Source organism: Terriglobales bacterium (genome assembly GCA_035561515.1).
In the GTDB taxonomy this organism is placed as follows: Bacteria; Acidobacteriota; Terriglobia; order Terriglobales; family Acidobacteriaceae; genus DATMXP01.
In genome coordinates this window covers 99,863-120,567 of the sequence record DATMXP010000028.1, presented here as the reverse complement: position 1 = coordinate 120,567, position 20,705 = coordinate 99,863, and the positions used below count along the sequence as shown (strand labels likewise).

General features: G+C 55.0%; 18 protein-coding genes. 9 read left to right on the top strand and 9 right to left on the bottom strand.

Annotated features, from left to right (window positions below; genetic code table 11):
- Positions 1–9 precede the first annotated feature (9 nt).
- The 7 genes from VN577_14655 to VN577_14625 all read left to right on the top strand — a co-directional run bounded on the left by VN577_14655 (position 10) and on the right by VN577_14625 (position 9,742).
- Positions 10–951 carry a universal stress protein gene (locus VN577_14655; protein ID HWR16065.1) on the top strand — a complete coding sequence of 314 codons (942 nt, stop codon included), beginning with the start codon at positions 10–12 and terminating at the stop codon, positions 949–951.
- Between the two features lie 91 nt (positions 952–1,042).
- The gene (locus tag VN577_14650; GenBank protein HWR16064.1) at positions 1,043–1,801 is read left to right on the top strand and encodes an outer membrane lipoprotein-sorting protein; all 759 of its coding nucleotides are present in this window, start codon (positions 1,043–1,045) and stop codon (positions 1,799–1,801) included.
- A gap of 35 nt (positions 1,802–1,836) precedes the next feature.
- Positions 1,837–3,507 (top strand): hypothetical protein, encoded by a 1,671-nt coding sequence (locus tag VN577_14645; protein HWR16063.1) that lies wholly within the window; start codon positions 1,837–1,839, stop codon positions 3,505–3,507.
- A gap of 27 nt (positions 3,508–3,534) precedes the next feature.
- Positions 3,535–4,827 carry a radical SAM protein gene (locus VN577_14640; protein HWR16062.1) on the top strand — a complete coding sequence of 431 codons (1,293 nt, stop codon included), beginning with the start codon at positions 3,535–3,537 and terminating at the stop codon, positions 4,825–4,827.
- Between the two features lie 19 nt (positions 4,828–4,846).
- On the top strand, positions 4,847–8,302 hold the full coding sequence (locus VN577_14635; protein ID HWR16061.1) for a BadF/BadG/BcrA/BcrD ATPase family protein: 3,456 nt from the start codon (positions 4,847–4,849) through the stop codon (positions 8,300–8,302).
- A gap of 775 nt (positions 8,303–9,077) precedes the next feature.
- The gene (locus VN577_14630; GenBank protein HWR16060.1) at positions 9,078–9,380 is read left to right on the top strand and encodes a hypothetical protein; all 303 of its coding nucleotides are present in this window, start codon (positions 9,078–9,080) and stop codon (positions 9,378–9,380) included.
- An 8-nt stretch (positions 9,381–9,388) separates the two neighbouring features.
- Positions 9,389–9,742, top strand: coding sequence for a hypothetical protein (locus VN577_14625; GenBank protein ID HWR16059.1), 354 nt, complete (start codon positions 9,389–9,391; stop codon positions 9,740–9,742).
- Positions 9,743–10,060: 318 nt separating this feature from the next.
- Here the strand turns inward: VN577_14625 and VN577_14620 are convergent, their stop codons facing one another.
- The 9 genes from VN577_14620 to VN577_14580 form a co-directional block, all read right to left on the bottom strand.
- Positions 10,061–10,843 (bottom strand): ATP-binding protein, encoded by a 783-nt coding sequence (locus VN577_14620; protein ID HWR16058.1) that lies wholly within the window; start codon positions 10,841–10,843, stop codon positions 10,061–10,063.
- Positions 10,840–11,748, bottom strand: coding sequence for a hypothetical protein (locus tag VN577_14615; protein ID HWR16057.1), 909 nt, complete (start codon positions 11,746–11,748; stop codon positions 10,840–10,842). Before VN577_14615 ends, VN577_14620 begins: the two co-directional genes overlap by 4 nt.
- Before the next feature lie 840 nt (positions 11,749–12,588).
- Positions 12,589–14,499, bottom strand: coding sequence for a recombinase family protein (locus VN577_14610; GenBank protein HWR16056.1), 1,911 nt, complete (start codon positions 14,497–14,499; stop codon positions 12,589–12,591).
- 69 nt (positions 14,500–14,568) lie between these two features.
- The gene (locus VN577_14605) at positions 14,569–14,820 is read right to left on the bottom strand and encodes a hypothetical protein (GenBank protein HWR16055.1); all 252 of its coding nucleotides are present in this window, start codon (positions 14,818–14,820) and stop codon (positions 14,569–14,571) included.
- A 72-nt stretch (positions 14,821–14,892) separates the two neighbouring features.
- Positions 14,893–15,186, bottom strand: coding sequence for a hypothetical protein (locus tag VN577_14600; GenBank protein HWR16054.1), 294 nt, complete (start codon positions 15,184–15,186; stop codon positions 14,893–14,895).
- A gap of 15 nt (positions 15,187–15,201) precedes the next feature.
- A complete protein-coding gene (locus VN577_14595) occupies positions 15,202–15,516 on the bottom strand; it encodes a hypothetical protein (protein ID HWR16053.1) in 315 nt (104 codons plus the stop codon).
- A gap of 254 nt (positions 15,517–15,770) precedes the next feature.
- Positions 15,771–16,376, bottom strand: a complete 606-nt coding sequence (locus VN577_14590) for a hypothetical protein (protein HWR16052.1) — start codon at positions 16,374–16,376, stop codon at positions 15,771–15,773.
- Positions 16,377–16,737: 361 nt separating this feature from the next.
- Complete coding sequence (locus VN577_14585) at positions 16,738–17,676, bottom strand: hypothetical protein (GenBank protein ID HWR16051.1); 939 nt, start codon at positions 17,674–17,676, stop codon at positions 16,738–16,740.
- 10 nt (positions 17,677–17,686) lie between these two features.
- A complete protein-coding gene (locus VN577_14580; protein HWR16050.1) occupies positions 17,687–17,980 on the bottom strand; it encodes a hypothetical protein in 294 nt (97 codons plus the stop codon).
- A gap of 204 nt (positions 17,981–18,184) precedes the next feature.
- Between VN577_14580 and VN577_14575 the strand changes: the two genes are divergently transcribed.
- Both VN577_14575 and VN577_14570 read left to right on the top strand, forming a co-directional pair.
- Positions 18,185–18,394 carry a hypothetical protein gene (locus tag VN577_14575; GenBank protein HWR16049.1) on the top strand — a complete coding sequence of 70 codons (210 nt, stop codon included), beginning with the start codon at positions 18,185–18,187 and terminating at the stop codon, positions 18,392–18,394.
- A gap of 1,040 nt (positions 18,395–19,434) precedes the next feature.
- Complete coding sequence (locus tag VN577_14570; GenBank protein ID HWR16048.1) at positions 19,435–20,691, top strand: site-specific integrase; 1,257 nt, start codon at positions 19,435–19,437, stop codon at positions 20,689–20,691.
- Positions 20,692–20,705 lie beyond the last annotated feature (14 nt).

The window sequence follows — 20,705 nt, the reverse complement described above, 5'->3', positions numbered from 1 at the left end:
AGGTGGCGCATGTCGCAGGTAGGTATATCAAAGGCTATTGATATCCAGCTGAGCTCGATTTTGCTGGCTACTGATTTCTCGGCGGCATCAGAGGGAGCTCTTCACCACGCGATTGCCATCGCGCGACATTTTAATGCAAGGCTGTACCTGGTCCACATAGTGTCTTCGCTAGGACTAACCATGGCTGGTCCGGAAGCCATATCGACCTCCACATCACTCGCACAAAGAGATGCGGCCTCAATAGAGCGTAAGCTGATTCTCAACGGAACCCTTCGGGAACTGCATCACCAGGTGATTGTGAGGGCAGGAGACATTTGGGAAGAACTCGAGCACATTCTCCGACACGAACATATCGATCTGGCAGTTATAGGTACTCACAGTCGAACCGGGGTGATGAAACTGGTGCTCGGATCGGTTGCTGAGCAGATATTTCGTCACGCATTTTGTCCAGTATTGACGGTGGGCCCTCATTCACCCCTGGAAGCGGAATTACCTCCCCGAAAAGAGCTACGCCCGCTCTTATTCCCGACAGATTTCAGTGATGCCTCCCTTGCTGCACTTCCTTACGCAATAACGTTTGCCAATCAAATTAAAACACAGCTGGTTTTAGTGCACCTGCTGTCCCACGTTCCGCCGACAGAAGGAACGCGGTGGTACACAGCAGATGATGTTATGTGCATGCGAAAGGAGGCGCAAGTAGCCGCGGCCCAACAATTGGAGCAATTGACTGTGAATGCCGGGTTAGGAATGAAACCGCTTTGTATCGCTAAGGTCGCAGACGCCGCCGAAGGGATCTTACTCGCCGCCAGGGCTCTTCATGTGAGCTGCATCATCATGGGGCTGCATCGAAAGAAGCACATTGATCTAGCTTCGCACTTGCCATGGTCAACCGCACACGAGGTTGTCTGTGGTGCTGACTGTCCGGTTTTGACCGTCAGAAGTTCGCAGTAGGGAGGCATCTTAGATGACTCTCGCGTTGCACCGACGTAACAGAACGACCTCTACTGGGACGGTTCGAACTCTGAAGGTGTGCCACCTAATCTTGATCACTGCATCATGCTTTACCGTCCCAATCGAGGTTTATTCACCCGCCACGCTTCATGGCCAGACTTTAGGTGACCTGAAGGCCGCCGAGCTTTCCACCTCCGAAGTCGTTTCCAAGATGGTTGCGATGAACCAAAAACGGGCCAATAGCCTACAGAGTTTCACAAGTCAGCGAACTTACGAACTCGATTACAGAGGGTTTCCCTCGCACAAACATGCCCGGATGATCGTCGATGCCCGTTTTGAGGCTCCCCAAAACAAGGAGCTGAAGATTATCTCCGAGGAAGGCTCAGAGCTTCTTCGCAATCGCGTTTTGCGGAAGCTGGTGGATAGTGAATTAGAAGCGGGGGATCGCAGCAATCGCACTGCAACGGCTCTGACCGAGGCAAATTATTCCTTTTCGTTGGTCGGTCGCGAACAAATGGATGGACGGGATTGCTACGTCCTCAATGTGTCGGCTCGGACCAGAAGTAAATTCCTTTATGACGGAAAGATATGGGTCGATGCCGAAGACTTTGCCGTCGTCCATATCCGTGCTCGACCAGCAAAGAATCCCTCGTTCTGGATCAAGCGTGTCGACATAGAACATCAATACGAAAAAATTGGTGCATTCTGGCTGCCCAAAACCAACCAGTCAACTTCGTCAGTCCGGCTAGGGGGCCGTGCTGCACTCAAAATCGACTACGGTTCTTACAAAATCGAACCCAGAGAAGCTTTGGTTCCTGACAGAAGCTCGACGCACGGGACAATGCAATGAGCAAGCCGACGACAAATACTGTGAATGCCTCACGGATGCCAACGCTCCGGAGCGTCTCCGGTCCCTTTCACTACAGAAGACCGACCGAGCGGCCATTTCTGGCCTCGGAGCGACAGCGCACGACCATCCTGTTTGGCGGTCTGACATGGAAGCACGAACAGCTCATGCGCGCCGTTCTTCAGGGATGCGGATATCTCTGCGAGACTCTTCCCACCCCAGATGTCCAGTCCTATCAGCTTGGAAGAGAACATTGCAACACCGGCCAATGCAATCCGGTCTACTTCACCGTCGGAAGCTTGCTGCGGTATCTCGATCAGTTGCGGGCACGAGGATACAGCCGACAAGAGATTGTTGATTCCTATGTGTTCTTTACTGCGGGTTCCTGTGGGCCCTGCCGCTTCGGGACATACGAATCCGAATTCCGACTCGCTTTAGAAAACGCCGGGTTTCGCGGTTTCCGAGTGCTTTCGTTTCAACAGGATCATGGAATTCAGGCTGCAACTGGTGAACCGGGGCTGAAGTTTACGGTCGATTTCGGTATGGGAATGCTGAACGCCCTAGTACTTGCTGACATCGTTAGCGACATTTCCTTCCGTCTTCGCCCCTACGAACTTGAATCGGGCAGAACGAATCAAGTCGTCGAAGAGATCCTCAACCGGCTGAGCACCCATCTGCGCGATGGAAAGAAATTCGAGCTTTCCGACTGGGCTCCTATCGGAGGCGCCTATCTAGCGTCGCGACGTAACAGCAAGCTTTACCGAACGATCAACACGATCGGCAAAGTCCGCGATCAAATGCACGGTCGACGCTATAGGCACGTTCTACGTGATTGCCGGGAAGAGTTGTTGAACGTCAAGGTAGACCGGCTTCGGGTTCGGCCGGTGGTCAAAGTGGTCGGAGAATTCTGGGCGCAGCTGACGGAGGGTGCAGGCAACTACAACCTATTCGCATTTCTGGAATCCGAAGGCGCGGAGTTGATTGTCGACCCAATCAGTACGTGGGTCATGTATCTGCTTCATCAGGCGAAACAGCGTGCAAAGACTCGCAGAATGCTTGAAGCAATACACAATGACAAGGCGTGGATGCGTTTTCAATTCGATGCAGAGCACCTGCGAAGGCTCGCGCTCTACTTCCTTGGCGAAAGTCTCTACAAAGCACACTACGGGGCGGCGAGGAAGGCGCTGGGCTGTATTGCCGCTGGCCTGCCTCCGCAGCAGCAATTGGGGCGGCTTGCGGATCCGCACTACAACCAATTGGCACGGGGAGGCGAGGGCCACCTTGAGGTTGGTAAATCCCTCTATTACGCAAATGGCTCGCTCGCGCACCTGACCATCTCGGTCAAGCCCTTTGGGTGTTTGCCTTCCACGCAATCCGATGCCGTGCAGTGGTCGCTCGTAAGCCGCACTGGTGGATTTGCGTTTCTTCCCGTGGAGACATCCGGTGAGGGTGAAATTGATGCACTCAGCCGGGTTCAACTGGCAATGGCCGACGCACGTGCGAGAGCGCTTGAGGAATTTGAACACTGTGTGCGGAGGACAGGAATCCCATTGCCTGTCATTAGAGACTTCGTGGGCGAGCACTCGGAACTTAGTAGCTCCCTGTATCGAGTTCCTAGGAGACAAGGCGTGGTTGGCGGGGCCGCAAATTTCGTATTGCACGTAGGTGAGTTAATGAGAAATCGCCCCTATAAAGCTGCCAATGCCTAAGACGAGCGACGTTAAGGAGAAATCATCATGAAAACAGCTAATTCACAAGAAACATCGCCCTCAGCACCGTTTCGCCTGGAGGGATCGATTCATGAAATCTTGATGAATGGCGATCGTCCCTCACAAGTTCTACCGGCGGCGCCGGGACAGGAAACAGCCTTGCCCGAACCGGTATTTCCTCAGCACCCTGAGCTGTTTCATTGCGACGATGCGAAATTCTTTCCCGTAGGCGGCAAACGGCATTGGACCGCAAGCCAGATCAAACGAGCATTAGCGGCGTGGGCCGTTCCATATTTCCGATCTCGCGTCTCGCGAGGGGAATTTCATCCAATCATCGCGTACCTCTTCAATGAATGGAAATGCAACCTCGACTGTCACTATTGCTGGGCGTTCGATAACAAGGTGCATGGCATGTCGGAAGAGGTTGCACGTCGATCCATCGACTGGCTACACGATACGGGCTGTCGCGTGTTGGCGCTGATGGGTGGAGAGCCCCTGCTGCGCCGACAATTAACTCACAAGATTGTGTATTACGCCGCCAAGCGCGGATTCTTTGTGTACCTGGCGACTAATGGACGTCTGTTGGATCCCAATATCACAGATCGTCTGGCGGATGCCGGGATCTCCACAATCAATCTCGCAGTCGATGCCTGGGACGTGAAGCATGGTCTTCCCAAGGCCATGGCGCCAATCAAGGCTAACTTCGATTACCTCATTCGTAAGCAATACAAGTACGGTTATACGGTCTTCCTAAACATAAATATTTGTCGAAATAACCTAGCGGATGTCCGTCAGTTGACCGAACTCGCAAATGAAAACGGAATAGCGACAGACTACCACATCTGTGAATCCCCGATGACGGCACAGCCTGGTTTTGATCATATGGACAATAACCCGACATTCATTCGCCCTGAGGATCACGAGCAAGTCGCGGAGTTGATCGATTGGCTTATCGAACGACAGAAGACAGGCTACCAAATGGTGAATTCCGTGCAACGACTCGCGGAGATGAAGCAGTTTGTGAAGGGCTCCCTGGGCACTTGGGGCTGTCGCGCTGGCCAAAACTCAATCGTGATTCGCGTCGATGGAACGCTGGCGCCGTGTTTCCCGGTCTACAACACCCAATATGACTGGGGAACCATTGAACATCCGAAGGTCGATCCCGAACAACTGAAGAGCATGAAATGCCAATGTGAAAGTGAGTGCTTCTCGACGCTGAACCACATTCTCGCCTTCTGCTACAACGACGGCCGGGTTATCCGATGGTTATTGCGGCAGGCAGCGCACGGATTCCAGGGAATTCGCGGAAACATGGATTGAGAGACTCGGGGCCAGACCCATGTCTTCACTTGTAGCATTCGAGTACGCCGAGACCGAACAGGCTAACGCAGAGAACAACACCTCACGAAGGGTTCGCTACCGGGTTGGGCTCGACGTTGGGTCGACAACCGTAAAGGCGATTGTGGAGGATTCCCAATCGCACTGCATAGTCTGGTGCGACTACCGGCGCCATGAACTGCGTCAGCAGGAAATGGTCCTCGATTATCTTCTGCGCATGGAAAGAGATCTTAAGATCAGCCCTGGGAACACCGAGATTTTCATAACCGGATCGGGAGGCGCCGCGTTGGCTCCGTTGATTGGAGCCAGGTATGTGCAGGAAGTCACGGCAATATCACTTGCAGTCGAACGCATGTGCCCTGAGGTGAACTCGGTGATCGAGTTGGGTGGCCAGGACGCGAAAATTATCGTCTTTCGCAAGGACGCTTCAGGAACAAGACGCAAGCTGCCGTCTATGAACGACAAATGCGCGGCCGGAACAGGTGCTGTTATAGACAAGATTGCGGCTAAACTTCGAATCCCTCAAGATCAGCTCTGCACTCAGCCTTACCGTGGAATTCGGTTGCATCCGATTGCGGCGAAGTGCGGTGTCTTCGCCGAGACAGACATTAATGGATTGCAGAAACAAGGAGTTCCTCCTGACCAGTTGCTTGCCTCCTTATTTCAGGCGGTAGTACTGCAAAACCTCACAGTTCTAACCCGAGGGTTCCTTATCCAACCCGCCGTCTTATTGTTGGGTGGCCCTAACAAATTCATTCGAGGCCTGCAGGAGGCCTGGAAAGTGAACATCGCCCAACTCTGGGCTGACCAAGCTACCCCGGTTTCCCCTCTTGACGATATCGAGAAGCTCATCCGCGTGCCCGAGAACGCCGAATACTTCGGCGCTATCGGGGCAGTTGAGTTTGGCCGGACGCCGATGAACAAAGATGTCGATTATCGAGGGTCCGAGCTGCTTTCGCTGTACATCAGAACCGGGCGCAATGCTCAGAAGCAGAAGAGTGCTCTTCCGGCTCTCTGCACCTCCGTACAGGAACTCGCAGAATTCAGGAGCCGTTACCAACTTCCAAGGTTCGTTCCAGCACGGTTTTCGGAAGGTGAGACCGTGCAGGTGTTCGCCGGAATCGATGCGGGCTCGACATCTACGAAAGCTGTCTTGCTATCTTCTGCGGGCGATGTTCTGTGCAAGGCCTATCAGCTTTCGAATGGCAATCCAATCGAAGATGCCCGAGATGTTTTTGGCAACCTCCGGGAACAGGTGGAGCGACAGGGTGCCCAGCTTGAAATCCTAGGAGTCGGGACGACGGGATACGCAAAGGACATCCTCAAAGAAGTTCTGCAAGCCGACGTGGCACTCGTTGAAACAGTCGCTCATGCGAAGTCGGCGATGCGATATTGCTCCAATCCAGAATTGATTGTCGATGTTGGCGGGCAGGATATAAAGATCATCATCCTGCGGAACGGCCAAGTCACGGACTTCCGACTGAACACCCAGTGTTCAGCGGGAAACGGCTACTTTCTACAGGCGACGGCTGCTGCTTTGGGCATAGGAGTGAGCGACTATGCTGAAGTGGCTTTTTCCGCCCGATTAATGCCGCGTTTCGGATACGGATGTGCTGTGTTCCTGCAGTCTGACGTAGTCAACTTCCAGCGGCAGGGGTGGACCAATGCGGAAATCCTCGCCGGCCTTGCTGCTGTGTTGCCGAAAAACGTCTTTCTGTATGTCGCAGGCTTGCCGAACGTCGCGTCGCTCGGGTCGCGAATCGTGCTGCAGGGTGGGACGCAACAGAACCTCGCCGTTGTAAAGGCGGAAGTCGACTTCATTCGTGAGCACTTTCGCGCTAGTGACGATTCCACTCCAGAAATCATTCTGCATCCATATTGTGCTGAAGCCGGCGCCATCGGTGCGGGTTTGGAAGCAATCGAATTGGCTAATGGTGGTCGGAGCACTTCTTTCATCGGAATTGATGCCTTGGCAACCATGCGGTATCAAACCATCAACGACGAAACGACCCGCTGTCGATTCTGCGCAAATCGTTGCCAGCGCACCTTTATCAAGGTTCAAGCGCGAGTCTCATCGACCGGGGTTCCCGTGGGCTCTTGTCGAAAGGTGATCATTGCAAACTGCGACGAGGGCCGTACGAGCGATGCCGAGGAACTCCGGATTTGCCGCGCTGAAGCCACAAAAGTGAAAAACGCGACACCCAATGTCGTGGCCCTAGCGGCAGCAGAGGTATGGAAGAGCACCAATCCGACCAGTGTTGCGGATTCGTACCCTGAAGCAACTGCCAATTTCGCTCGCAAACAACGGGCAGAACTGATGGTGCGACGGCAGAAACTGCGCATAGGGCTCCCGCGTGTGTTGTCCATGTATAGCCATGCTCCTCTGTTCCGTACCTACCTGGAGGCCCTAGGAGTGGCGTCCTCGAATATCGCGTTCTCCAGCTTCACTGGTCATGAAATGTACGCGTCGGCAGCAGGCAAAGGTGCGATCGATCCTTGTTTTCCCTCCAAAGTGTCTATTGCCCACATCCACGATTTACTTAGGAAGTCATTGAATGACCGAAGTCTCGACGTGATCTTCTTCCCGATGGTTGACGCGGTCGAGACTCCGCTGGCGAACTGCGTCGGAAATGCCTGTCCAGCGCTAACGCTAACTCCAGAAGCAGTGAAGGCAGCATTTACGACAGAGATAGACTCGTTTAGAAAGAAGGGAATTAAGTATCTTAATCCTCTTCTCGACCTGTCGGACCGGAAGCTCTGCTCGCTTCAAATGTTTGACGCATGGAGAGATATCTTAGGTCTGTCAGCATCGGAAAGCGATCGTGCAATCGAGAGTGCTTACAATGCTTTGGAACAGTTTGAAGCGCGAATGCGAACCGAGACTCGTGCTGTTCTAGAAATGCTCGAAAAGACTGAGCGGCTCGGTATCGTGATCCTGGGTCGGTCTTACCACAACGATCCAGGATTGAATCAGGGTATTCCAGAGGAATTCCAGCGGCGAGGCTATCCGGTTCTTTCACAAGCTTACTTGCCTGTTGACGATGATACCTTAGCTCGGCTGTTTGACGAGGACGTACAGGCGGGACACATCCGTAATCCGCTCGAGATCGTCGACGTGTGGAAGCATCCGTTTTCCGCCAGTACGTCACAGAAGTTCTGGGCTGCGAAATTTGTCGCACGACATCGAAACCTCGTCGCAGTCGAGCTTTCGAGCTTCAAGTGTGGCCATGATGCTCCCGCCTACACAGTTCTACGGTATATCGTTGAACAAGCCGGAACACAGTTCTTCACATTCAAAGATCTGGACGAGAATCGGCCCGTATCATCGATTAAGCTTCGCGTCGAAACCATCGATTACTTCCTCCGACGCCATCGCCCGCGTACTGGTACACGATCTACTCTTGCAAACGCCGAGTGCACTAACCATGGCATACCCGACACACTGGCCGAACCATAGCTGATCTTGTAGTTGCTTTCTGCGCTTAGAGTTCGCGGGCAAGAAAGGATTCGGGTTGAGTACCCAAGTGCGGCGGAATACGTTGCGGATCGCCGCGACCCACATAGCCGCCGCTGTCGAATAGATCGGAAACTCATGGCCGAGCCCCCGCCAACCGCGGCGGTAGCTCACGGAAATCCATGATTGCCCAGTATAAACAAACGCTACAAACAGGGCCGCCCCTAGTAACACATTCGATGACCAAACGACCGCAGCGCGGGCCGCCGGGCTTTGAACCTGGCGCAGCAGGCCTTTTCTACCTGGCTGGGAGTCGTCCCGTACTTGAAAGAGGAAACGGTACTGCGAGTTTCCGCAGCCACTCTAGCAAGCATCAGTAACCCAGCTTATAGTGTGAGTGGCACGAGCAACGCCTCCGGAACATCGAAACATCGGCGCTATCTAATCTCGTGAGCTCGCAATACGAATTTCTATTACGACCAAGCTGCACCAGGTGGCGTCACGTCGGCATCCTAATGAAATGGGAGTTCCCCCGGCTCTGCCGGGGAGGCTCCCAAAGTTTGACAGTTCCGGGAGTATGCCCGTTGCATGGTGTGCGATTGCACAGCGCGTGCGCAGCAGTTTTGTAAGCGCACAGCTTTTACCCGTACTGCCTGGAGCGAGCGGTTTTGACCTTGGGTCGCGATCAGGCCCCTTTGAGGGCCCGCGACCCGTAAAGCCTCCGGCTCTGCCGGAGGATACTTACTGGCAAGTCCCAGGGCATAACTTCCGTGGCAATTTGACCCAAGTCGACCGCTGGGTTAGCGGCACAATCTATCTCTCAACAAGAATGGCCTACGACGCGACAGGGAGAGTTACTTCCGTTATTGATCCGAGAAACAATCCAGCATACGCGACCACATATACCTACACTGACAATTTCTTCAACGACAATGGCCAGAATCCGCCGACTGCGACTTCGCCAGCAACGACTCATGCCTATCCAACCAGCATTACGCGACCGCTGATTGGAACGGAAACTTACGGCTATTACTACGGAACCGGCAAGCAGGCTTTGTTCACCGATCAGAACTCGAACTAAATACCTCTATGACGCGCTGCCGGCCCTTTGGCGAAGGTGATGCCGCGTTCGAGCAGGAAGCCGCACACCTGGTTGATGAGCGCCGTGCGTCGATGCACGAGACGATCGCGCATGCGGTGCATGGCTTGCAGATCCAGTTGCTCGTCGGTCTTGATGGGCACGAAGCGCATGTTCTGCCGCGCCACGGCTTCGGCGATGGCCTCGGCGTCGAGTTGTTCTTGTTCGACTTGCGGAAGGGTTTTACGAACTGCGCCGGGATGAGTCTGACTTCATGGCCTTGCTGGCCCAGCGCCTTCCCGAGAAAGTGGGCTCCGCCACAGGCTTCGATGCCGATCAGAGAGCTCTGCAGGTTCGCGGTATAGGCCAGCAGTTGCTTGCGCGTGTACCTCTTCCGCTCGACCACCTTGCCGTGTTCGTCGAGAGCGACCAGATGAACCTCGAGATGAGCATCCGAGGACTCCCGTCACAGTCGCACACTGTCGCTTGCAGTTCGAGTGTTGACCTAATGTGTTTGGGGTTTTTAATTCATACTACCGTATTTTCTTCTGCGATTGCGAAGGAAGGACACCCGGACTTCACAGATCCGACTTTGATCGCTGCTTTCAATGTCCGGAAGCAATACGGCGAAAATGATTCCTGCATTATCATTTTCCCGGGTCACCGATGGTGCTGAAAGACTTTCAAACATCGAACCCTAATCTCCCGGGCGGTCTGTCGGATGATTGATACCGAGCCTCATCCCCCGCTGAAATCGATGGAGGGACAATCGCTGCCGCAGTTACGAAGTGGTTTTCACCAATTGGTTCGCTCGATTTGAAGGCGAGTTTAGCCGCCTCATCGACCAGCAGTTTCAGATCACTCGACGAGTACCCGTTCAGTTGGCTTGCTATGGTTTCGGTATTAAGATCAGCCGCCGTATATCTCTCGCCGAGATAATGCGCCAACATCTCGCTACGGGCAGTCAGGTCAGGCGGGGCAATGTACATTTTCTTGTCGAAGCGGCCCGTACGCTGCACGGCGGGGTCGATCCCCCATGGCTGATTTGTTGCAGCAATGAGCAGAATCCGACGTTCGGAGCATGCACCCAGACGAGCGAGGAATTCGTTGACCTCCTCATTCTTGTACTGGGTGTTGTCGCCGATAGCTGATCGTGTTGGCACCAGAGCTTCAAATTCATCAATGAAGAGGATGGAGGGCGCTTTAGCGACAGCTTCCTCGAAGGTCTCCCGAATCTTCAAGGTCGTGCCGTGGACGTACGTACTCCTGATGTCGGAGGGCGCGACCTCAATGAAGGCATAGCCTAGCTCCGCTGCCAGTTGCCGAGCGATGTACGTTTTGCCGCAACCGGGAGGGCCGAACAAGAGAATTCCGTTTGGGATGGTTATTCCGTACTTTCGATACTTCTCAGGGTCACGGAATACATCGACAACTTCTTCCTGCAATTGCCGCTTCAGATTGGTCATGCCTGCGACGGCAGCGAGACCATGACGAGTCGGTTGCTCGCTTCCGCTTGCTCTGGTCTGGGTATAAACGGCGTGAGCAGGCTGTCATACTCATTCATCACTGTTCTGACAACCGTCGAAGCCGAGAAGCACTTGTACGCCGCTTGGACGAACGAGCAGTATGTCGCCGCAACAGTCTGGTGAAGGCAATCAGCTTTCATCTGGTCGAAAGTGCGGAGTTGATCGATTGCAGCCGGGAGCTTCACTGGATCGTGTTCCCATTGCGCAATTGCGGTGACGCAGTCGGCGACAGTGAGCCGTGTCTTTGGCTCGAGTTGGGCGAACACCGCCTGATAGAGCCTGCCGAGCCCCTCTGGTACCGTGCCATTGGCTACGGACATGGACTTCAGGATTTGCAGTAGATCGTATTTCAGAACTTGCAGGAATGGCACAGAACTGAAGTCGCCATGGAGTGCTTTGGCGGTGCGATTCAGTTCATTCCAAGGGGCGCTGCACAAGGAAATGACGTTCGCAAACCGCTCGACGGTTTCTTTGTATTCATTGGTGGTTGATTCTCGTTCGGCCTCGGCTCGCTGTTGCTCGCGGACGAGATTCACAGCTTCGTCAAAATCAATCCCGTACCGCAGGTAAGGAACTATGTGCCCAAGGTCATCGGGAATTCTGTGATTGTGGTAGCCGTCATCATCTGTGTAGCTATGGCACTTGAGCAAAACAGAGAGCACCGCCTCGGAGGGAAATCGGTCGCGTAATACCGCTTCCCTAAACTTGGACTTAGCCTCCCACAAACTCTGTTCTTGTTCCTCCATCTGGCGTGGCTCTCCTGAAACAAAGCCATGGAGCGCCTTGCAGCCTGCCCAAAGCAGCACGGCACCTATAACCGCCAGAGCTAGGAGGAACTCACCCATTTACTTCTTTCCAGTGCCGTGGCATCCAGCACACACGCCAGATTCCCTGCATGTGTGACACGGAGCCGGATAATTCTTCGCGGGACCAGAGCCCTTGTAGCCGAAGTGCCCTGTGCCTCTGCACTGCTGGCATTTGCCAGCTCAAAGTCTCCCGTTAACGAATTCATTACACGCTAATCTGCGCGTGGTTAAGTTGCACGTAGCACACTACAAACCGAGAGGTGGCAAATCAAGAGAAATTCTTCCTCGCTCTCGGTACCAAAGTGCGGGAGCTTCGCAACAAGCTGGGCTATTCGCAGGAGGATATGCTGTCGTTCGGGTTCTCGACTCGGCATTGGCAGCAGGTCGAAGCCGGGCGACCAATCACCGTGACTACGCTGCTTCGGATTTGCGAGGTCTTCGAGATATCAATGTCGAAGCTGGTGCGTGGATTAGACGAGGGTATATACGTACCACCCGCGGTGGAACGACTGCCGTCTCGCCGAAGACGAAGGAAAGGCCGCTGAGCTTCAGTACTCCTCGGGCAACAGAATCGTTGAGGCGCTGCGATCCGACTCAGTGATAACCAAAGACTTACTAACAGAATCCTTTGCTCCAGCGAACCTGGCCAATTCAGCCTCAAGAGCACTTCCCGCGCTGCGCACATCGTGTTTGCCCTGGGTGCGTTCCTGCCTGCTCCGTCGATGCCGTGGTTGCAACCTGAATGGTGAAGTGATCGCTGGAGCAGCCCCCTCGTAGAGCACACAAACGCTCGCGGTGTCCCCGCGTATCGAAGTGCGTTTGAAGACAGCACGCGGGGCGGTGCCGCCATTCTCTTACGGCATCACCGTGGTTGATAGCTCAGAGCCGTTCGGGTATGAGCCCCAAACACTCAGATGGACTTAGTACTGGCAACAGCAGTAGTCCCTTGATAGCCTTCGGCGGGAATCGCACGATGAGCATCTGCGGCTGTAACTCCATCCGTGACAGTTGCATGGGCGGAATCAGGTTGCCAATGCGTTCGACCGCCGTGATCATCGTTGCGTGGTTGTAATGCTGATCAATTCCCCCCGTGGAATTGGTGACCATTACATCGGGTCGGCTGAAGAGCGAAACGTCGCCTGTGACTGCCAGCGTCCGGCGACCGACGAGCCTGCGGGGCGTCAGGACGAGCTTGGTGATTCGCTTCTGAAGTTCCCGCCTCGCCGTGACGGGATCTCCCGAAAGTACATCGACGAGGTTCTGGCAGGTCTGCTTCACGAATTCACGGACTTCGTCGTCGCTGAATGACGGCACAGCCGCAGCAGGCGCAGGCGCCAACATTTTGTCTACGTCGTTCAGTCGAGCCTCGACCGCCTGCAGTTCCATCTTCAGGGTTGCCGACATCGAATAGTCTGCGATCGCCGCCGCCAAGTTCGTCGCCTTCTTCGCCAGCTTCGCCCGTTCCTGTTTCAAGTCCGCCTGACGCTCTGTTGCGTGGCGAGCACGACTAGCCTGAGCTTCGAGATTCGCTCGCACCTGGTCAGTAACGGCACGCACCAGCGATTCCTGCTCTGTGTGGTCGAGCAGGTTTCGGCTGAGCGCCGTCAGCAGTTGTTCTTCCAGCCGTCGCTGCGGGATCGTGACGTCGTTCGAGCAGACGCCACGGAAGCGATGATTCGGACAGCCGTAGCGTGCGTTAGGTGCTTTGCCCGAAACGGTCGTCATATTCCTTCCGCACACGCCGCACTCAAGCAAGCCGCTGAAGATATAGCGGCGGCTCGCTTCGGTTCGGTTCATGCCGCCAAGCCGCTTCGGATCATGCTTCTCACGGACGATTCTGTTCTGTTCCCGGGCAGCCTGCCACAGCTCGTCTGAGACGATGCGAAGCTCAGGCACTTCCACCCGCACCCATTCAGATTCGTCACGAGGGCGTTGCTCGATACGCCCGTTCTTGTCACGATTTCGGACGGTCTTGGTTCGATTCCATACTTGGACGCCCCGATACTTCTCGTTGAGTAACATTTCACGGATCGCCGATGGGCACCATGCACGCACACGTCCCTTGCGAGGCGGTTGCGGCGACAGAACACCTTCCTTATTGAGCGCCTTGGCGACATCAGCGTAACTTGAACCCGCCGCATACATCTCGAAAATCCGTCGAACGATTGCCGCCTCTGCGGGGATTGGGCGTTGATTGACGCCGATGACGGCTGGTCGCCCCCACTCGCCTTTACGTGTCGGATCTTCAATCGGAATGTTCTGGTACCCGTAGCACTTTCCGCCCGGGACGCAGCCGTTCAGCACCCGACCATGCTGCCCTCGATGCACCTTGTCCCTCATTGACGCCACAGACTGCTCGTCCATCATGGCAGAGATGATAAAGACCTGACGAAATCCCGGGCTGCGGGAATCGAGCCCCTGCGTGCCGAAGTGAAGGAATACGCCGTAACCTTCGAGAATGTCGGCGAGTCTCACCACGTCCGGTAGGTAGCGACCGAAGCGTGACGTGTCGTCGATCAGAATCCCGTCGAATGGCTTTGGCGTGGTCTTAGCAAGTTCAATCAACTCGTTCAGGCCGTCTCTGCCGTCGAGCGACTGACCCGTGATCTCAGCGTCCGACCGAATGTATTCTTCAACAACGATCCAGCCGTTGCGTCCAGCAATGGCTCTGCAGTTGCGAATCTGGTCTTCGATTGACGTAGGACGTTGCAGATCAGACGAATATCTGGCGTAGATGGCGACCCTCACGGGGGTCGTTTGGGAAGACTGGTTAAGAAAGTTAGGTTGCATAGCTTGTCTGCGCGGTACTGGCGCAGCCTCCTCTATCTAAAGGGGGCGATATTGGGTAAACGCAAACGGCTACGGTTCCGTCGATGAAACTTCCACCTCGCTACTGTTTTTCGCAAGACGGTTTCGATGCTCGCAGAGAAATTCTCCGGCCAGTCGCGGGGCTACCCACTCGCGAGCGATTGCCGAGAGGGTGCTCGGATTCGGTTCCCCTGGCGCGATCAGGAGAACGGTTTCAGACCTGGTCTTGTCGTGCGACTCCTGCTTGTTTACTCCGGAAGCGCACTGCTGCCGCGATTGTCTTCGATGTTTTGTCTGACTCATTCAGTCCTCCCACTTCGAGATTCCACCGCGCTGATTTCCTCTCCTCGCGCGAGATCCGCGACTGCCACTTGCTCAGGCTTCACCGTCGTTGAGTCCGAGAGCTTGTTCGGAGATCGATACGCCGTCAATCGAAGCGACAATGAAGTCAACCCGTGCGAAGGGGATGAACTGAATCAAAGTTGTCTCGGAGGTCGCGGTGTTACAGCGCTGCATCACTGTATCGGTGAACGTCTGCGATTCGATCCAGACACCTTCCGGGTCAACGCGGTGTAACTTGACTCGTGTCATGTCGTCCGGATCGATTACCGAACTTCGAATGATGATCACTTCTCCAACCAAGCTGCGCAGCGATTTTGATCGTCGCATTCTTCTTACCCGTTCTTACGTCCGAGGCTGCTCATCGATACACCAAAAGTCAGCATGCTGGCGAAGCAGTACCATCGCGGCTTCGCTGTTCTCGGCCGTGATGTAGCTCCTAATCAGGATGTCTGAACGTCTGCCTTGTTCGTCTAGAATGACGACGCCCAACGGATGCAAGCGGTTTGCATTCGCGTAGCGACTGAGTTCTGCGGAGGCTCCAGCTACCAATCTCACCTGTCCGCGATGTCGGCGATACTGTTCCGGTTCAAGCCAGCGGAATTCGCTCTTCGCCGATGCGAGTTCATTGAACTGAACCTCGTCCTTCAGTTTCTTCATGAACAGCATCCCGACGCGAATGTCGCCGCGCGGCGATCGGAGGGATCGGTTCCGCTTAGCGCGTTTTCTTCCTTCAGCCATAAATGTAGTCTCGTCTGATCTCGTGTCATCGCGACCCAACATGTCCAATGAGGTCCCACCTGGACCGGTCAAGTCTCGATCAAACCTTCGCCTGTGTCCGCCGCAAATCTCATCTCGTCAAGTCACGACCAATCAAGTCACGGCCTGTCGCACGCTGCCATGACCAGCCAACTTTAGGCGGTGCGTCTGCGACCGCTGGCGCGCATTGATACGGGAGCCTTCTTCGCCTCGTTCAGAGCCAGAACCTTGAACCGCCCCCAAATGCCTCGATTTTCAGGGCGGAACGAACCGATGCCGATGTAGCTTCCCGCAACTTCCAGAAACTCCTGGAGGATGTCCTTCGTAATGATTTCGTCGATCACCGCGAACGAGACTTTGGCATGCCAGTCATTGATAACCGGAAAACACTTCATAACTCGCTTCGCGCCGCCTGGAGTACCATCCGCAGGCACGAAACGCCACTCGCCGCGTACCGCAGACTTCTTAACCGGAAGCACAACAGCCGACTCGACCATGACGCCGGAATTTACGTGCTTCGTGAAGGTCGCATTGCGCTTCCCGGGGATCTTCTTGCCTTCGTACTTCGCGGCAGCGTCGAGTGCGTTCTTAAGGGCAAACAAAGGAATCAGCACGTTTCCCCTGGCGTCGGTATGCAAGCGTTCCCGCCAAGTACGCTCTTCGTAGTCTTGGTCCGATTCGCGGTCCCGCTTCGGGGTGCCGTGGTACCGCGAAAACGAAATCGGTGAAGTGCTCTTCAGGAGTGCGATGTATCTTTTCATTTCTGCTTTCTCTTTCGACTGGCGGCTCGTTGAGCCAAGTCCACGAGCGTTCTCGGTGGCGGTGAGATCCTTTTCCGCGTCACACGATTGCGCTTCTTGATAGGCGCAATTGATACCTCGCGGATTTCACTCATCCGGAATTTAGGTTGGTATCGCGAGACACTCGTCGGCTCATAGCGAAACTTTTCAGGCGCACTCGCAACTGTCGGTAATGTTCGCTTCGACTGTGCGACTCGCCGGCTCTGCTCCATCCGTTCCCACAAGTCCGCTGGCGGCGCTGGCCGGTAAGACAAGGCCGCCATGAGCGTGAAGTACTGTTCCACGTCTGCGTCGCACGCGAATTGTGATTTGCGCTTCATCTCTAACTCGTCAGTTGTTTCCCAATCGTCAGTCTGTTCACCTTCGGCGAAGGAAGCCGGTACAGCAGCTTCGTAAAGCCAATAGGGTCCATGCCGTCTTTCTTGGTTTGCGGACTCACGTGGAAGATCAATGCGCCTATGTCAGGCATCAGCTTGTAGGCGCTGCGATGCCGCGCGAAGCGAGTCTGTAGCTGCCAGCAAGGACAAATAAATGCGTGCCGGTTCGTGTGCTCGACGTGCATGAAGTAGTGGACATGAGATCGCACGATCAGGTCAGCAGCCACTGACTGCCCCTTGCTGGCGGTGATCTGGCACCACAAGGCTTCTGCATCAAGACCGCCCGACCGCGTGAACCCCGAACCGCCACCGACATGGTGTGCGAAATTTAGGACCGTACCGCCAACATCGAGGTCCAGAACTTCTTTGCAATGGCGACCGGCATGGTGAGAGTCGATGCTTGCTCCCTGGACGCGTGCGGCAATTGATTCCAGTTCTTCCGCTCCGCGGCCTTCGTGGTACTCCGTTCCTTGAACGAAATAGAACGGTACCTCGCGTCCTGTGTTCTTCTCTAACCAGTTGCGAAGGTCCCGCATGATGAAGACTGCGGCAGCTTCCTGATCGTTCGGCGCTACCAACGTCAACTCCGCGGCTTTTTGCTTTGCCTGCCGCCCTTCGATCAGATCGCCATTCACTACTACGGTGTCGATGCTGAATCGCGCTGCCTTTCGTTTCATGTCGAGCCAGCACTCCCACAGATACTTCTGGCCTTCGTTCTGCGGCTTCTCAGCGCCGTCGCAACTGACGAAGTCGGGAGGCAGAAGTCCGTACATCGAACCGACGTGCACATCGCCGATCACCAAGATGTTCCGCGTGCTACCCGGGGGCGGCGTCTGCCTTTCGGTCTTCAGTCGCGCCCCCGATTTGTACTGTGTGCGTGCCATCTGCCCGTCCTTATGCCCACGCCCGCAGTCCGGCCTGCTTGCAAGCGCGAACCCTCTTCGCTGAGACACGGTGCGGAAGGCGCACAACCCGACCTGTGTGATCGGTGTAGCCCTTGTGCATGCGGTAGAGAAAGTTGCGAAGCGAGTGGTACGGATCTTTGGGATTGTTCTTATCCACGCGTCCGATGGCACGGGCGATCACAGAAATTGGCTTATTCTGCGCCCACATCTTTGCAACTTTATGGTAGGGAAACGCGGAATACGCTTTCTGCTTTGGCGAGCTCTTCTTTGACTTGCGATTCATTGAAGCCTCCGAGAATGTGTGTTTTATAGTGTGCCTAAAACTGTGTACACACTAATTATACATAACCTCGTCCGATTTCAGCTACTTCTTAAGTGCCACAGAAACAGTGGCTTACGGATTGGCCTTCCGCGACCATTTCTGGCGGCGGGTTGAGAACACAGCCAGTTAATAGACAGGTGCAGTAAAGGATGGTGACATTGGAGGATGCCGCGGAAAGCTGAAGAAACCGGAAGGACAAAGCAGAGACAGTCCCGGAAGGGCTTTCCTCACCGTATCGTCGCCTACCTCGACGTTGACACAAAGCGACTGCTTGAACGAGCTCTTCGCGCGACCGGCGAGAACACAAGTATGTTCACCGCCAAAGCGATCATTGAGCGAGCCAACCGCGCTTTAGGTAAAACCAACAATCCCTAGATGCGCTAGACTTTCCTCCTTACCTCGGACCGCAACAGGTTTCCGGGAGCTGATGTCGTGCGCAAACGTTCCGTTCTCAGAAATCTCGAACACTTCGCCAGGTGCGAACTGACCCTCGGCGAGCTCTCGGCGCGTTTACATAGCCAGGGTCGTAGAATTACCGCTCGGACCAGCGGACTGCCGTACTTTGGGTTGAGTTCTTTCTGTAAGGCACATTCGATCAAGGTATCGCGGCATCATTTGGAGAACGCTCTCGTAAAAACGAGGATTGGCGAACTCTCCGAACGAGACCTAGTGAACTGGGCCACGATGATACTGATCAACGACGCATTCTTCTGGTCGGGCGAGGATGCACATATCATCGGCCGGTGGATATGCGAGCTCAGTCTCGACCTCAGAGATGACAACCTAGAGCCCTGCGGCACCGCCAGTTACGGAATCGAGGGCTAAAAACCTTCAAATTAGAGCCGAAAAACTGTCCCAAAATATCTAAGAATTCTGGGTCGAGCGTCAAAACCAGATCACCTGCATCTAAGGACATAGGCGGCAGAGATTGATGCAGACTTTCCCGGCCCCGGGATTGATTCGGCTAGATGTCGCGCCAACCAGCATGCCCCTCGGCGCGTTTTCAAAGACTACCTGAGGCAAGCAGACCCGAAGTTCCGTGCGCGGCAGCAGAGATGCTGAACCAGCCAATGGGAATTGCGGCGGGTAACCCGGCGGGAGTCGCAATGACTCCAGCCTCGCGATAGGGTTACTGGTCGGCCCATCGGAGGAGGGCTAAATCGCCCTTGGACACGTAATCGAAGGACGTATACGTGTCCCCGCACGACTCTCAGCCGAAGTCCGGCTCACAGCACAACCCTACGCACTTGGAGATCGCGGTCTCTTCATCTCCAGGTTTTCCCGAAAATGTAGTTCCGATCGCACCCGTTTCGGCGCAGATCTCCGTTGCGGGCTCGCTGGCGCCTCAGTTGCAAGTCGCGCCGAGTTCCTCTACCGTTTCTCCAGCGACGCCCATGAAGCGGAGGGGAAAGAGTATGTCCCGCCGCAGAGGGCAAAAAGGTCACATCGAGGAAAGCGGTAAGTGGTATGTCGTCAGGTTTTGGATGGATGTTCCAGGGCAAGAAGAACGGAAACTCGTGCGCGAGCGCGTGTGCCCGACTTCTGGTCCAGGTGTTCTCTCCAAGTCTGAGCGCGAACGTCGTGGCCGTGAAATCATCGCAGCGAGCGGTGCCGACACGGTCGAACATTTCAACAAGGTAGTCAAGCAACAGCCCGCGACTGTAATCACCTTCAAAGAACGGGCGCAAGGCTGGCTCGAACACCTTCGCAACCGGAAACGCAAACCGGTAGCCCCCGGGACGATTGAAGACTGGGAGCGCACCTTGAGGAACTGGATCAATCCAAACATCGGAGACTGCCCGGTGGGCGATGTGAACAACGGCGTGCTGAAGAAGCTCGTCGCGATCATGTCGAAGAAGGGACTGTCGCCGAAGAGCATCGAGAATTACATCCAGGTACCCAAGATGGTGGTAGCTTCCGTCATCGATGGGGATGGGAATGAGGTCTATCCGCGCAAGTGGAACCATGATTTCATCGATTTGCCCGTTGTCGATGCTTCGGAACAGAACCGGCCGTCGTTCTCTTCTGAGATTATGACCGGACTAGCCAAGTATCGCTGGCCGCGAGAACAAATGCTTTTTGTCCTCGCCGGCGCGGCAGGTCTTCGTATTGGTGAGGCTCTTGGCATAGAGATCGACAAGCACCTCTCACCTGACTGCGCTACGATTACCGTCGAGCAGAAGGCGCGGCGTGGTCGCGTAGAACGTCGAGTCAAGACGGCGAATGCCAAGCGGCAGGTTGACCTCAATCCTCAAGTCGCGAAGCTGCTGAAGGGCTTCATCGGAACGCGCACGAGCGGGTTTCTTTTCCAAACCAGGAACGGCACACCGTTATCGTTGACCAACGTCCTTCGTCGCCATCTGCATACGGCGCTGAAAGCGTTGGGCTACGTGAACGCGCACACCGGTGACCACAAGGCGGGGACGCATGCTTTCCGGCGCTTCCGTAATACGTACTTGAAAAACGAGACCTCGTGTCCGAAAGGTCTTCGCGACTATTGGTTGGGACACGCGGGAAATTCGATGGACGATCTGTACGACATGGTGAAAGACAACGCGGCGTTTCGGAAGCAGAAGGCGGCTGAATACGGGGTTGGTTTCGAACTTCCGGCTTCAATTGTACCGAATGTACCGAAAAAGCAGTCGAAATCGAAGTCAGCGAAAGCTGCGTAAGATGTTGAAGAGGC